Annotated in this window: 10 protein-coding genes and 3 pseudogenes; 10 read left to right on the top strand and 3 right to left on the bottom strand. The window is 72.5% G+C overall.

Annotation, left to right across the window (positions count from 1 at the left end; translation table 11 throughout):
- Positions 1 to 16: 16 nt before the first annotated feature.
- Positions 17 to 994, bottom strand: a complete 978-nt coding sequence (bagA, locus tag MED01_RS04370) for an ATPase BagA (protein ID WP_238667260.1) — start codon at positions 992 to 994, stop codon at positions 17 to 19.
- Between the two features lie 26 nt (positions 995 to 1,020).
- Positions 1,021 to 1,605 (bottom strand): annotated as a pseudogene (locus tag MED01_RS04365) (Rv0361 family membrane protein); the annotation flags it as partial.
- A 565-nt stretch (positions 1,606 to 2,170) separates the two neighbouring features.
- Here MED01_RS04365 and MED01_RS04360 point away from each other — a divergent pair.
- The 8 genes and pseudogenes from MED01_RS04360 (at position 2,171) to MED01_RS04330 (ending at position 10,161) form a co-directional block, all read left to right on the top strand.
- A complete protein-coding gene (locus tag MED01_RS04360; RefSeq protein ID WP_238667259.1) occupies positions 2,171 to 2,653 on the top strand; it encodes a hypothetical protein in 483 nt (160 codons plus the stop codon).
- 44 nt (positions 2,654 to 2,697) lie between these two features.
- Positions 2,698 to 2,853, top strand: a complete 156-nt coding sequence (gene sp36 / locus MED01_RS04355) for a Sp36 family protein (protein ID WP_007466198.1) — start codon at positions 2,698 to 2,700, stop codon at positions 2,851 to 2,853.
- Positions 2,850 to 3,311 (top strand): RidA family protein, encoded by a 462-nt coding sequence (locus tag MED01_RS04350; RefSeq protein ID WP_238667258.1) that lies wholly within the window; start codon positions 2,850 to 2,852, stop codon positions 3,309 to 3,311. The genes sp36 and MED01_RS04350 overlap by 4 nt, the downstream gene beginning before the upstream one ends.
- 123 nt (positions 3,312 to 3,434) lie before the next feature.
- Positions 3,435 to 4,271 (top strand): MBL fold metallo-hydrolase, encoded by an 837-nt coding sequence (locus MED01_RS04345; protein WP_238667257.1) that lies wholly within the window; start codon positions 3,435 to 3,437, stop codon positions 4,269 to 4,271.
- Positions 4,268 to 5,833 (top strand): annotated as a pseudogene (locus MED01_RS36300) (adenylate/guanylate cyclase domain-containing protein); the annotation flags it as partial. The gene MED01_RS04345 and the pseudogene MED01_RS36300, both read left to right, overlap by 4 nt.
- A 93-nt stretch (positions 5,834 to 5,926) precedes the next feature.
- Positions 5,927 to 7,918: pseudogene (locus MED01_RS36295) on the top strand (ATP-binding protein); the annotation flags it as partial.
- Between the two features lie 212 nt (positions 7,919 to 8,130).
- Complete coding sequence (locus MED01_RS04335) at positions 8,131 to 8,634, top strand: hypothetical protein (protein WP_238667255.1); 504 nt, start codon at positions 8,131 to 8,133, stop codon at positions 8,632 to 8,634.
- 30 nt (positions 8,635 to 8,664) lie between these two features.
- A complete protein-coding gene (locus MED01_RS04330; protein WP_238667254.1) occupies positions 8,665 to 10,161 on the top strand; it encodes a serine/threonine-protein kinase in 1,497 nt (498 codons plus the stop codon).
- Here the strand turns inward: MED01_RS04330 and MED01_RS04325 are convergent.
- Positions 10,148 to 10,489, bottom strand: a complete 342-nt coding sequence (locus MED01_RS04325) for a hypothetical protein (protein ID WP_238667253.1) — start codon at positions 10,487 to 10,489, stop codon at positions 10,148 to 10,150. The genes MED01_RS04330 and MED01_RS04325 overlap by 14 nt on opposite strands.
- Before the next feature lie 168 nt (positions 10,490 to 10,657).
- Between MED01_RS04325 and MED01_RS04320 the strand changes: the two genes are divergently transcribed.
- The gene (locus MED01_RS04320) at positions 10,658 to 11,599 is read left to right on the top strand and encodes a transporter substrate-binding domain-containing protein (RefSeq protein WP_238667252.1); all 942 of its coding nucleotides are present in this window, start codon (positions 10,658 to 10,660) and stop codon (positions 11,597 to 11,599) included.
- Positions 11,596 to 12,774 (top strand): hypothetical protein, encoded by a 1,179-nt coding sequence (locus tag MED01_RS04315; protein WP_238667251.1) that lies wholly within the window; start codon positions 11,596 to 11,598, stop codon positions 12,772 to 12,774. The genes MED01_RS04320 and MED01_RS04315 overlap by 4 nt, the downstream gene beginning before the upstream one ends.
- Positions 12,775 to 12,778 lie beyond the last annotated feature (4 nt).

Here is a 12,778-nt window from a genome sequence, read left to right as displayed (position 1 = left end):
TGAGCTCAGGTGTGAGTCATTCGGCGCGGACGAGGGCCTGGGCCAGCGTCGCGAGCCCCGCCCGATCCACCCCGTCGGGCAGCAACGGCAGCTCGATCATCGGCAGCCCCAACTCCACCAGGTCGGCGCGGAGCGAATCTTCCAGTTCGCGTCGGATGAGCTGGTCACGCGCCTCATCGTGCAACCCGGCCACCATGTCCCGATCGGCCGACAGCCCGGCCGCGACCAGTCCGCGCTTCAACTCGGCGGCGGTGACCGCCGCTCCGGCGGGCAGCGGAGGTCGGACTCCGTTGACGAGCACCTTCCCGACACCGAAGCCGAGGGCGGTCAGGTCGGCGATCGCGTCGACCGTCTCCTGGATCGGCATCTCCTCCAGCAACGTCACCACGTGCACCGCCGTCATCGGGGACCGCAGCAACGCGGCGACCCCCTCGCTCTGGGTCTTGATCGGGCCCACCTTGGCCAGCCGGGCGGTCTCCGCCGTTACGTTGAGGAACCGGCCGATCCGCCCGGTCGGCGGGGCGTCCAGCACCACCGCGTCGTATGCGCGCCGCTGCCCGGTGGTGCGGGTGGTGGCCTCCTTCACCTTGCCGGTGAGGAGGACGTCGCGCAGGCCGGGCGCGATGGTGGTGGCGAAGTCGATGGCGCCGAGCTTGCGCAGTGCCCGGCCCGCCGCGCCCAGCTTGTAGAACATGTCCAGGTACTCGAGCAGCGCCTCCTCGGCGTCCACAGCGAGCGCGCGCACCTCACCGCCGTCCGGCGCGTCGGCCAGGTGCCGCTCCTCGTAGGGCAGCGGCTCGATGCCGAACAGCTGGGCGATGCCCTGCCGCCCCTCGACCTCGACCAGCAGGGTGCGCCGGCCGCCGGCGGCGAGCGCCAGGGCCAGCGCCGCCGCCACGCTGGTCTTACCGGTGCCGCCCTTGCCGGTCACCACGTGGAGGCGGGCGGGCCATCCGGTACCGGCCGGGTCGATCGGACGCTCAGCTGCACGCACCAGTCGAGCCTATCCAGGCTTGGCGGTCAGGCGACCTCGCAGACCCACCAACCCGTCTTCTGCACCACAGTGAAGCGCAACTCCTGGTCGGCCACCTTCTCGTCCGCGGTGGTCATGGTGAGCCGGGTGGAGACGGTGGCCCGTTCCCCGGTCTGGTTGTCCACCTTCGGGGTGGTCCACCGGAAGCGCGGGTTCTGGTAGGTGGAGGCGTACTTCTCCACCTCGGCCACCTTCGCGGCGATCTTGTCCTCGTCCCGGGAAGCGGCGCAGACGCGATCGGCAGCCTTTGTCGCGTCGCGATCCTTGTAGACCGCGGTGAGGAACTCGTCGACGGCGACCGCCGGCTCCTTGGCGCCCTCGCCGGTCTCGGCATTGCGCAGGGTCAGGAAGGCCACCACCCCGCCGCCCACGCAGAGCACCATGATCACGACCAGGGCGATCGCCGCGATCAGCAGACCGCGCTTCTTCTTCGGCGCGGCCGTGCCCGGGTAGGGCGGGTAGGCCGGTGGGGGCGGGGGGATCGACGAGGGGTTCGGGGTGCCCGGCTGCGTCGGTGCGGCGGACGAGCCGGGGCCGCCAGGCCCTTCCGGCTGGCCGGGGCCGCTGGGCTGCCCGGGGCCGCCGGACTGGCCGGGGAAGGCCGGTGAGGTGGGGGCGGCGGAGAGTGCCGGCTGGGTGGGGGAGGCGGGGAGGGCGAGCTGCCCGGACGGCGGAGCGGGGGTCGGCTGGCTGGGGATGGTCGGCGCGGGCTGACCGGCGGGATCCGGGTGGGTCGGCGGGTGAGCGGGTGTGCCGGCCTGGTCGCCGCTGGGCGGGTGGGTCATGTCGTTCCCCCAGGGGTGCGGCGCCCGCCGCCACCCCTGGCGCCGAGCGTGATCGAGCGGGCGGCCGGGCGCTGCGCGACCGTCCGACCGGAAGGGTAGCGGTCGATGACCGGATCGGTGTCGCCCCTGCCTGTCGAGCGGTCCAGCGATCCGGTGAGCGGTACCCGCGTCGGTTTCGGTGTCGGCCCCCCGACCTGCGGTGTGTCGCATATGTGACTGTTGGTGCCTCTTGTGCGCGTCCTGTTGGCGGGACCGCAGCCACAGACCTACCTTCGTCCCGGTGCGGGGGCCGGAACGGACGAATGGGTCCGGGCCGGAAGCATGGTCCGAGAGGTACGACCGGAGGCAGTGCATGCGCGACGCGGACAACATCCCTCGCACCCAGTTCCCGACGAACGACCGGCCCCGCCGGAGCGGGTCAGTGGTCGAGGCCGGCGGGCAGTTCACCAGCCAGCCGATCAACGAACGGTCGTACCGCCGGCAGCCGGAGCAGGCGGAGACGGCCCGGGTGCCGAGCCAGCCCGCCGAGCGGGCCCGCGAGGACGACGAGCCGGGCTTCGTCATCCACCTGCCGATCCGGGTGCCCAATCTGGCGGCGGCGACCGTGCTGGCCGGCCGGGTCGCGGTGTCGCTGGGCTTCCTGCCCGAGTTGGACGCCGGGGAGACAACAGTCTCCAACGCCGACGATCAGAACAACCGGCACCGGGTCTTCTGTGACCTGCTGCTGCCCGACCGGTCCCGCTGCCCCCAGGGGTACGAGCACGAAGGGCGCTGCGGGGAGCTGCCGGCCGCGCCGGAGCAGCGTCCCGTACCTCGTCCGGCCAGCGGACCGTAGGCTGTCCCTCGAACAATTCCGCACCGAGAGGGAGCCCTTCAGCGATGCAGAAGTGGGAATACTCCACGGTCCCGCTGCTGGTCCACGCGACCAAGCAGATCCTCGACAACTGGGGCGAGGACGGGTGGGAGCTCGTCGCCGTGGTCCCCGGCCCGAACCCGGACCAGCTGGTCGCCTACCTGAAGCGGCCCAAGGCGTGAGCAACGGTCCGCACGCGAAGCTCGCCGAGCTGGGTCTCGAACTGCCCGAGGTCGTGCCGCCGGTGGCCAGTTACGTCCCGGCCGTGCAGTCCGGGCAGCACGTCTACGTTTCCGGTCAGTTGCCGATGGCCGAGGGCAAGCTGCTCGCGACCGGCAAGGTCGGCGCGGGCATCTCCGCCGAGCAGGCGAAGGATCTGGCCCAGCGGTGTGCGCTCAACGCGCTGGCCGCTGTCGACTCGCTGGTCGGCCTGGAGAACGTGATCAAGGTGGTCAAGGTGACCGGTTTCGTGGCCTCCGCGCCCGGCTTCACCGGTCAGCCCGCCGTGGTCAACGGTGCTTCCGACCTCTTCGGCACCGTCTTCGGGGAGGCCGGCCGGCACGCGCGCAGCGCCGTGGGTGTGGCCGAGCTGCCCCTGGACGCCCCGGTGGAGATCGAGCTGATCGTCGAGGTCGCCTGACGCGTCCCCATCGCCCCGCGATCTTGCACTTTCCGCTCGGACGAAAGCCCTGAACGGGGATGAATCAGGGGCCGCAAGTGCAAGATCGTGGGGTGTGGCGGGCGGGGTCGTACGATCGCAGCCATGAGCGGGCACGTGACGGGGGCGGTGGCGGCGCTTGCCGACAAGTTGCCCCGCTGGGTTTCACTGCTGCGTGCGCCGAACCCGGGGCCGATGACCCTCGACGGCACCAACACCTGGGTGCTGCGCGCCCCGGCAGCCGAGTACGCCGTCGTGGTCGACCCTGGGCCGGCGGACGAGGGGCACCTGACCGGGATCGCCGAGCACGGCCCGATCGGGCTGATCCTGATCACCCACGGCCACCCCGACCACACCGAGGGCGCGGCCCGGCTGAGTGAGCTGCTCGGCGGCGTGCACGTCCTGGCCGTCGACCCGGCGCACACCATCGGTGGCGAGCCGCTGACCGAACCGGGCGAGCACTTCGGCGGCTTCGGTCTGCACATCAGTCTGTTGCAGACGCCAGGACACACCGCCGACTCGGTCTGCTTCCTGGTCGAGCACGGCGACGAGCGGGTGGTGCTCACCGGTGACACCATCCTCGGCCGGGGCACCACGGTGGTCGCCCACCCCGACGGCCACCTCGGCGACTACCTGAGCAGCCTCGAGCTGCTGTCCGCGTACCGGGGGATCCCGGCGCTGCCTGGACACGGCCCGGCACTGGCCGACTGCGCCGCCGCCGCCGACTTCTACCTCGCCCACCGCCGGGCCCGGCTCGACCAGGTCCGGGCGGCGGTGGTCGCCGGCGCCCACACCCCCGCCGACGTGGTGGCGACCGTCTACGCGGACGTGGACCGCTCACTCTGGTGGGCGGCCGAATGGTCGGTCCGGGCCCAGTTGGAGTATCTGGGCGTCGACACCGGGGAATCCGCGCCCGGGGTCAGTGGGTTGGAGCACATGTGACCTGCCCCGTGTGTGGAACCGTTGCCGTTCCCGGCGCGCGGTTCTGCCACAACTGCGGTGCCGCGCTGCCGGCCGCCGCAACGTTGCCGGCGGCCGAGCGTCGGGTGGTCACAGTGCTCTTCGGTGACCTCTCCGAGTTCACCTCCTGGTCGGAGGATCTCGACCCGGAACGCGTCGGCGCTGTCACCGACCGGGTGCTCGCCGCCCTCGCCGGTGCGGTGAAGACGTTCGGCGGGCACGTCGACAAGCTGACGGGGGACGGCATCATGGCCGTCTTCGGTGCCCCCGTTGCGCACGAGGACGACGCCGAACGCGCCGTCCGGGCCGCGTTGTCCATGCAACGGGCCGTCCGCCGGGTGCTCGACGACGAGCGGGGTGGCGGCGCGCCGCTCGGGCTGCGGGTCGGGCTGAACACCGGCGACGTCATCGCGGGCATCCAGGCCGCCATCGAGTACACGGTCATCGGCGACACGGTGAACACCGCAGCCCGGCTCGCCGACGCCGCAGCGGTCGGGGCCGTCTATGCCGGTGGACGCACCGCAGCGGCCACCAGGCACGTCGCTTCCTGGCGGGCGCTGCGCCCGCTGCGGCTCAAGGGCAAGCGTGAGCCGGTCGAGGCGTACGAGCTGCTGGGTCTGCTGGACGCGCCGGGCACCCGCTCGGGGCTCGGCGACGAGGCGCCGTACGTCGGTCGGGAGACGGAGATCGGCCGGGTCGCCGGCCGGCTCGCCGAGGTGATCGACCAGGGTGACCCACGGGTGCTGCTGATGACCGCCGAGGCGGGTATCGGCAAGTCCCGGTTCGCCGCCGAGGTGGAACGCCTCGCCGCCGGTTACGACGTCGGTGCCGGCCGGTACGCGGCGCACACCGGAGCCCGGGTGCTCTCGGTGCGCTGTGCCGCGTTCGGGGAGCGGCGACGGCTCGCCCCACTGGCCGATCTGGTGCGGGCCGCCGTCGGTCTTCCCAGCGACGCGTCCACCGCGCTGACCCGCCCGGCCGTCGAGGAGCGGCTGCGCCGGCTCGGGCAGCGGCTCGCCCGCTCCGCTGCGGAGACCGCGCCGATCGCAACCGAGCAGCTGCTCGCCCTGCTCGGCTACGCCGAACTCCCGGCGCACGGCGGCACCGACAGCGGCGAGTGGGGCGGGTCGGGCACTCCGGCCGCCGATGCCGAGGTGGTGCCGAACGCCGTCGCCGACCTGCTCAGCGGGCTGGCCTCGGAGGCACCGCTGGTGATCGTTGTGGACGACCTGCACGATGCCACCGCCGAGACGATCAGTGCCCTTGGGTTGACCCTGTCCAGGCTCACCGGTCCGGTGCTGGTGCTGCTGCTCGGCCGCCCCGAGTTGGTGCGTACCGCCGGTGCGCTGACCCGGGTCGCGGACGCCGAGGTGCACTCGCTGCCGCCGCTGCGCGGTGCCGACGCGGCCCGGCTGCTCACCAGTTACCTCGGCGGCGGCAAGCTGCCACAGGCCGACGCCGACCGGTTGCTCGCCACCGCGCAGGGCAATCCGTTCTACCTGGCTGAGCTGGTCACCCTGCTGATCGAGCGGGGCGCGCTCACCACCGAGTCGGTGCGCGGTGCCGCGTCAGCGCGGGGTGCCGCGGCGGAGCGGCCCGGCTCCGGCGAGCGGGAGCAGAGCGGGGGGTCGGCGGGCTGGCGTCTGGTGCCGGGTTCGCTGGGCAGCCGGCTGCTCTCCCGGGACCTCGCCGCCGTGCTCGCGGCCCGGATCGACGCGCTGCCGCCGGACGCCCGTTCGGTGCTGCGCGACGCGGCGGTCACCGGTGACACGGTGCCGACCGGCGCCCTGGAGGCGATGCGGGAGCAGCGCGGTGGCCGCGACGGGCGGCCGTCGGCAGTGGTCGCCGTCGAGCTCGACCGGGCGGTCGAGGAGTTGCTGCAACGCCGGATGCTGCACCGCTCGCGTGCCGGCTACGCGTTCGCGACACCGCTCATGCGGGAGGCCGCGTACGCCGGGGTGAGCAAGGCCGAGTTGGCCGAGCGGCACGCCGCGCTGGCCCGCTGGGCGGCGCCGGTGGACGAGACCACTGTCAGCACTGTGGGCGGGTTCACCGACGAGGCCCGGGACGACTTCGTGGCGACGCACGTCGAGCGGGCCGCCACGCTCGCCGACGCGGTGAAGCTGCGCCCGGACGCGCCGGCCCGGGCTGTGGTTCCGCTCGGCATCGCCGCGCTCGGTCGGGCCGCCCGCCGGTCGCTGTCCGCCGGTGAGCCGGCAATGGCCGTCGAGTACGCCGAGCGCGCCACCGAACTGGCCCGCGACGGGGTGCCGGCAGCCGATCGGGTGGTGCACGCTCGGGCGTTGCTCCAGGTCGGCCGGGTCGGCGACGCTTTGGCGTACGCCGAGAAGATCGCCGCGAACGCGGGGGACGAGGCCACCCGGGTCAGTGCTCTGCTGCTGGCTGGGCAGGCCCAGGAGACCCTCGGTGACCAGGGCCGGGCGGTGACCGCCTGGCAGGAGGCGTTGCAAGTGGCCACCGAGGGTCGGCTGCCCACACAGCGCGCCACGGCGATGCGCCGACTCGGCATGGCCGATTTCGTGGCGGGGCGGCTGAGTCAGGCGAGCAGCCGGTTGGCGGCCGCGTACCAGGTCAGCCTCGGCGCGCAGGATCGACGCGGGCAGGCGTGGTCCCTGCAGAACCTGGCCTGGGTGACCACCACCCGGGGTGACTTCGCCGGCACCGACGCGGTGCTCGGCCGGGCCGCCCGGCTCTTCGCCGAGCTGAAGGACCCGTACGGGCGGGCCTGGCTGCGCGGCACGACGGCGTTCGCCCGGCTGCTCGCCGGCCGACTGCGCGAGGCGTGTCGGATGGCGCAGGTGTTCCTGCCGTTCGGCGAGCGGGTCGGTGAGGCGTGGGCGGTGGGCACGTTGCGCGCTGTGGCGGCGTTCGCCACGGCCGAGCTGGGTGACCTGGCCGAGGCGGACCGGGAGGCCCGGCGGGCGTACCGGGAGTTCGCCGCCGCCTCCGACGACTGGGGGCGCGGGTTCGCCCTGGTGGTCCGGGCGGTGGTTGCGCGCGGCCTGGGCGAGCCGGAGCACGCGGCGGACCTGCTCACCGACGCCCTGGCGTACGCGGAGCGCACCTCGCATCCGCTGCTCACCGGGATGGCCGGCACACTGCGTGGCTTCGTCGCGTTGGACATGGGCGACTGCGAGACGGCCGAGCGGGTGGCCCGCTCGGTGCTGACCGCTGTGGAGCCGCACAACCCGCAGGCCCCGGCGCAGGTGGCGCCCCGGGTGTTGTTGGCGACGGCCCGTCTCGCCGTCGGCGACTCGGCGACAGCGGTCGGGCTGCTCGCCCCGGTGGCCACTGCCGCCGCGAACGCACCCTCGCTGCTCTTCTCCCGCCGCCAGACGATGGCCCAGTACGCTGCGGCGCTGCTCGCCCACGGTCAGCGGGAGCAGGCGTTGGACTGGGCCCGTCGAGCGGTCACCGCACCGGCCGAGGACGTGCGTAGTCAGGTGATCGCGGCGAGTGTGCTGGCCGAGGCGTTGGCCGCCTGCGGTCGTCCGGCGGAGGCGCTGTCCTGCGCGCAGGAGGCGGTCCGTCTGGCGTACGCCACCGAGCAACGCAGCGAACGCGCCGCAGCCGACGCCCTCCACGCCCGCCTGACCGCCCTGGTCTGACCCCCTTCGTCGCCGTTGATCATGAAGTTATTGCCTCGACACGCCGACGTGCAGGGCAATAACTTCATGATCAAGAGCTTTGGGAGCAGGGGTGGGCCGGGTGCAGGTTTTGCCGGTTCTGGGGATGTGGTTGGTCGGGGGGAGCGGCTAGCGTGTCACCACCGCGTACGGGTCCACAGTGGTGACCGTCGCCGTGCCTGGGGAGGCCCTTCATGAAGCTGCCGCGATCCATCGCGGGCTGGACCATCGCGGTCTTCGGCGTGTTGGCGCTGGTGATGGGCGCGGTCGGGCTGCTCTGGCCGGAGGCGCAGCTGCGCATGCTCGGCTTCGAGGTGCCGGCGACGCGGGCCGTCGGTGATCACACCGGGACGTTCCTGCTGGCGTCCTCGATGGCGGCGTTCAACATGGGCGTCTACTACCTGCTCGCCACTGTGACCGAGTGGCGGGTGTTCTACCGGTTCACAGTGGTCTTCCGGCTGGTCACGTTCACCGTGTTCACCATCGCGGTGCTGGCCGACATCGCTCCCGACCGGTTCTTCGGTGTGGCGGCGTGGGAAGGGCTGGGCGCCGTGGCCACCGCCATCGGTCTGCGTCTGGACGCCCGGCGGGGCATCCCGGCCGGCGGGGTCGGATCGTCCGAGGGTGCCGGGACGACTGCGGTCGCCGAGGAGGGTACCGGTCCCGCCGGTGCGGCTCCGGCGGACGCGGTGCGCTGAGCCATCGGTCGGGTTGGGTATTTTCGAGCGGTGACCGACACCCCGACCGGCGGCCTGCCAGTGCCGATCGTGCCCGGCTTGACTGATTTGCGGGTCTTTGCCCGGGGCGGGTACGCGACCGTCTACCAGGCCACCCAGATCTCCGTGGGTCGCGAGGTCGCCGTCAAAGTGGAGAACCGGACGCTGGACAGCGAGCGCGATCAGGCCCGCTTCCTGCGCGAGGCGCGGGCGGCCGGCCGGATGTCGTCCCACCCGCACGTGGTGGACCTCTTCGACGTGGGGGTCACAGTCGATCAGCACCCCTACCTGATCATGGAGCTGTGCGACGGCTCGTACGCCGAACGGATGCGCACCTCGCCGCTGGGCCCGGTGGAGGCCCGCGACCTCGGCATCAAGATCGCCGACGCGCTGGCCCACTCACACGCCGCCGGGGTGCTGCACCGGGACGTGAAACCGGCAAACATCCTCCACTCGCACTTCAACTCGGCGGTGCTCGCCGACTTCGGGCTCGCCGTCCTCGCCGAGCACCGGGACGCCTCGGTCACCCTGGAGGTGCTCACCCCGGCGTACGCGCCGCCGGAGATGTTCAGCCACAGCCCACCGTCACCGGCCGTCGACGTGTACGCGCTCTGCGCCACCCTCTACGCGGTGATGCACGGCCGGCCACCGCGCTGGCAGTCCGAGCGCAACCCGAGCCTGGTCACAGTGCTGGAGATGTTCAACCAGCCGCTCCCCGCCCTGCCCGGGGTGCCGGACGAGCTCATCGACGTGCTGCGCGTCGGCATGGCAAACGATCCGGGAGAGCGTCCCTCCGCCCTGGAATTGCACGACCTGCTCACCAATCTGCCACTCGGCTCGCCGACGGCACCTGTCAGCGGCGCTCCGGTCAGCGGTGCCGCGACCCTCTCCGGCCCGTACGCGGCCAGCCAGCCGGTGCCCCGAGCGCCCATCGAGGACACTCAGCGAACCCTCCCGGCCGGTCGTCGGTGGCGGCGCTGGCTCTTCGGTGGCGCCGGGGTGCTCGCGCTCGCTGCCTCCGCGACCGCCGGGGCCTGGGTCGCCGACCGGGCGCCACCACCCACCCCGTACCCGTCGGCCACCCAGATCGCCGCACCGGCGACCGGGCCGTTGCCCGGCTGCGCGACCGGCACCGGTGCGCCCACCGCCCTGCCCGAGGGTGCCCGGTGCCTGCCCGAGCTGGAGTGCTTCGGCCCGATGCGGATCCGCGGCAGCCGCGCCGAAGCGGCTCGGCTGTCCTGCGCCGGCCGACACACCTGGGAGACGTACGCCGAGGGCATCCTGCCGGTGTCGCTGGTCGGCGCCGACTACGACGAGGTGGCCGCCGCTGAGCCGGTGCGACAGGTGTGCAGCGCCAGGACGTTCCGGTTGACCACCGGCATCGCCGAGGCGACCGGCTGGCACCTGGAGGTGCTACCGCCGGTCGACGGCAGCATCGACCGGACCTACCGGTGTCTGGCGGGGCGCGGTGCGGACGCGCTCTCCGCGCCCACGCTCACCGGCCGCTGAGCCCGTTCGACCCGCGGCGGCGGTCACGCACCGCACGCAACGCGTCCCGGGGGTCCAGGGCGTCGAGGGTGTCCGCGTCGATCCCGTACGGCATCAGTTCGGGCGGCCCGATGACTGCCGACCGGTCCGCCGGCTCCGGATCGTCGACCTGACGGGCGGCGGAGACCGCGACCCCGGCGACCATCGTCATTAGCACGCAGAGCAGCGCGAGGACCACGCCGAGGAGGTCCTGTCGGCGCCACACGACCAGCATGACCAGCGGCGCAAGGGCTCCCAGCGCCGCGAGCACCGCCACCGTGCGCGCATCGGGTCTGGACAATCGGCTCACCCGTCCAGCATGTCGTGACTAGGCCGGCTGTCAACCGCAGAGCCGACCGCCGCGCCGATCGACGTCGATCCGAGCCCCGCATTCGACAGGCCCCACCGCACGCACACGGATTGGACAAGAACGGCTACTCTCGGTGTTCCGCAGGCCCTTCCGGTAGCGAGGTCGCCCATGAACCCAGGCAGTTCGCAGTCCCGGCTCCGCTCGGTCGCGTCGACGCTGGCCGTCGCTCTGACTCTCGTGCTCGCCGCCGCGGCCGGTTGCGACAGCAGGCAGGAACCGGCCCTGTCCTCCGTGCAGGAGAAGATGCGTGAGACACACATCTACGGTCAGTCGAAGCTGCGGATCGGTGTCGCCACGAACGAGCCGCTGATGGGTGAGTTGCGAAACGGTCAGCACGTCGGGTTCGACGTCGAGATCGCCAGGTACATTGCGGCCTCCCTCGGCTACGAGGGGGAACAGCGGCTGGAGTTCGTGTCCGTCGCCACCGAGGACCGCATCCCGTCGCTGCAAGGCGGCACCGTCGACCTGGTGGTGTCCAGCTTCTCCATGACCGAAGACCGGAAGCAGTTGGTGAGCTTCGCCGGGCCGTACTTCGTCACCACGCAGGAGGTGATGGTGCCGGTGCGACTCAAGGACAAGATCCGCACCATTGAGGATCTGCGCGACCCGGCGTACAAGGTCTGCACCAGCGGCGGATCCACCACCGAGGCTGAGTTGGAGAAACACCAGGTCAAGACGTTCGTCGTCAAGAACGTCGGCGACTGCGTCGATGGCATCCGGAAGGGGCGGTACGACGCGGTCAGCTCCGACGAGTCGATCCTTGCCGGTTTCCTGGCCAGCTTCCCCAAGGAGTTCGAGATCGTGGACATGCCGTTCGGCACCAGCGAGTTGCTGGGCATCGGCGTGCCGATCGGTGATCCCGCGCTGCGCGACCTGGTCGCGTTCTTCCTGCAGAAGAGCTATGTGCAGGGGCGCGACGGAGATGCCAGCCCCTGGCAGACCGCGTACAACCGGACCCTGGGCCCCTGGCTGAAGGCCGAGAAGCGCCAGCCGCAGCCGCTGGAGGTGCCGAAGCTTGTCGACTTCGACGACAAGGCGCCCGCGAAGTGAGCGCGGCACCGACCGCCACCAGCGGCGACGGGCCGGTCCCGCCGCCGCGCACGTCAGTGCCCGCCGCCGACTCGCCGACAGTCGACGGCACGGCGGCCGGCGCGGGAGGTGAGGTTGCCTGGCCGGCCGCAGTGCCGGTCGCCGAACCGGCCGAACCGGTCGTCGCCGAGGTCGAGCCGGGGCGGGTCCGCTGGGATCCGGCGGAGCGGCGCGCCCGCGCCAGCCAGTCGTTCTGGACGGCAGTGGTGGGCGTGCCGGCGATCTTCTCGGTGCTCCGCCTCGGCGTGGAGGCCGGCGGGGAACTCCAGACCACGCTGCTGCTGGTGGCCAACGTGGGGCCGGTCAACCTGCTAGCCGGCTTCCTGACCACCGCCGCCCGGCTGCTCTCCACCGGGCTGGTCGCCGTCTTCGCGCTCGGCGCGGTACTGGCCGTCAGCGCGGATCGACTTCCACCGGGCACCCGTCGCCGCCCGCTCTTCGCCCGCTGGGCCGACATCACCCCGGCCTGGGTGGTGCTGGCCAGCTTCCTGCTCGCCCTGATCACCTGGCCGTTGCTCTACCTGCCGTTGCTGTTGCCGGCGTTCGTGGCGGCGTTCCAACTGCGGCCGGCGCGACTGCACGAGCGGGTCGTGCCTCGGCTGCTGCTTATCGGCGCGCTGCTCGCCGGGTACGGCTGGCTGATGCTGCCCACGATGCGCGACGCGATGCGGCAGGGCGACGAGTGGCTGGTGCTGGCGCTCATCGTGGTGCCCCCACTGCTGGCCCTGTTCATCGCGGGGCCGCTGCCGGGCCTGGTGATCCGGCCGCTGGCGTCGGTGACCGAGGTGGCGGTGCTCGCCACCCTGATCTGGGCCGCGGTGCCGGTGATCACCACACCGGTGTTGCCGCTGACCGTCACCACAGTGGGCCCGGAGAGCGGGCCCACCGAGGACGTACGCGGGCACGTGGTCACCACCGACGACGTCAACATGGTGATCCTTCAGGAACGGGGCGGCGTCCGGTACGTCCCGGTCGACCTGGTCCGCGCCCAGGTGCTCTGCCCCAGCGAGGAGGAGTTGCCCCGCCACCAACTGCGCATTCACGACTTCCACGTCGAGGATTCCCTGTTGGAGGGGATGGGTCGCCGGGTCCGTCCGGTCCACCGCATCGACGCTGCCTGCCGTACTCCAGCCTGACGCC

It is taken from the genome of Micromonospora alfalfae, from assembly GCF_022230925.1.
GTDB classification, from domain to species: domain Bacteria; phylum Actinomycetota; class Actinomycetes; order Mycobacteriales; family Micromonosporaceae; genus Micromonospora; species Micromonospora alfalfae.
Note: the sequence above shows the minus strand (reverse complement) of the source record. Positions and strands in the feature narration are given on the sequence as shown.

Excerpts from the sequence above, each read along its gene's own strand:
- MED01_RS04360 (WP_238667259.1), top strand. The coding sequence starts at position 2,171 with ATGCGCGACGCGGACAACATCCCTCGCACCCAGTTCCCGACGAACGAC.
- sp36 (WP_007466198.1), top strand. The coding sequence starts at position 2,698 with ATGCAGAAGTGGGAATACTCCACGGTCCCGCTGCTGGTCCACGCGACC.
- MED01_RS04345 (WP_238667257.1), top strand. The coding sequence starts at position 3,435 with ATGAGCGGGCACGTGACGGGGGCGGTGGCGGCGCTTGCCGACAAGTTG.
- MED01_RS04335 (WP_238667255.1), top strand. The coding sequence starts at position 8,131 with ATGAAGCTGCCGCGATCCATCGCGGGCTGGACCATCGCGGTCTTCGGC.
- MED01_RS04320 (WP_238667252.1), top strand. The coding sequence starts at position 10,658 with ATGAACCCAGGCAGTTCGCAGTCCCGGCTCCGCTCGGTCGCGTCGACG.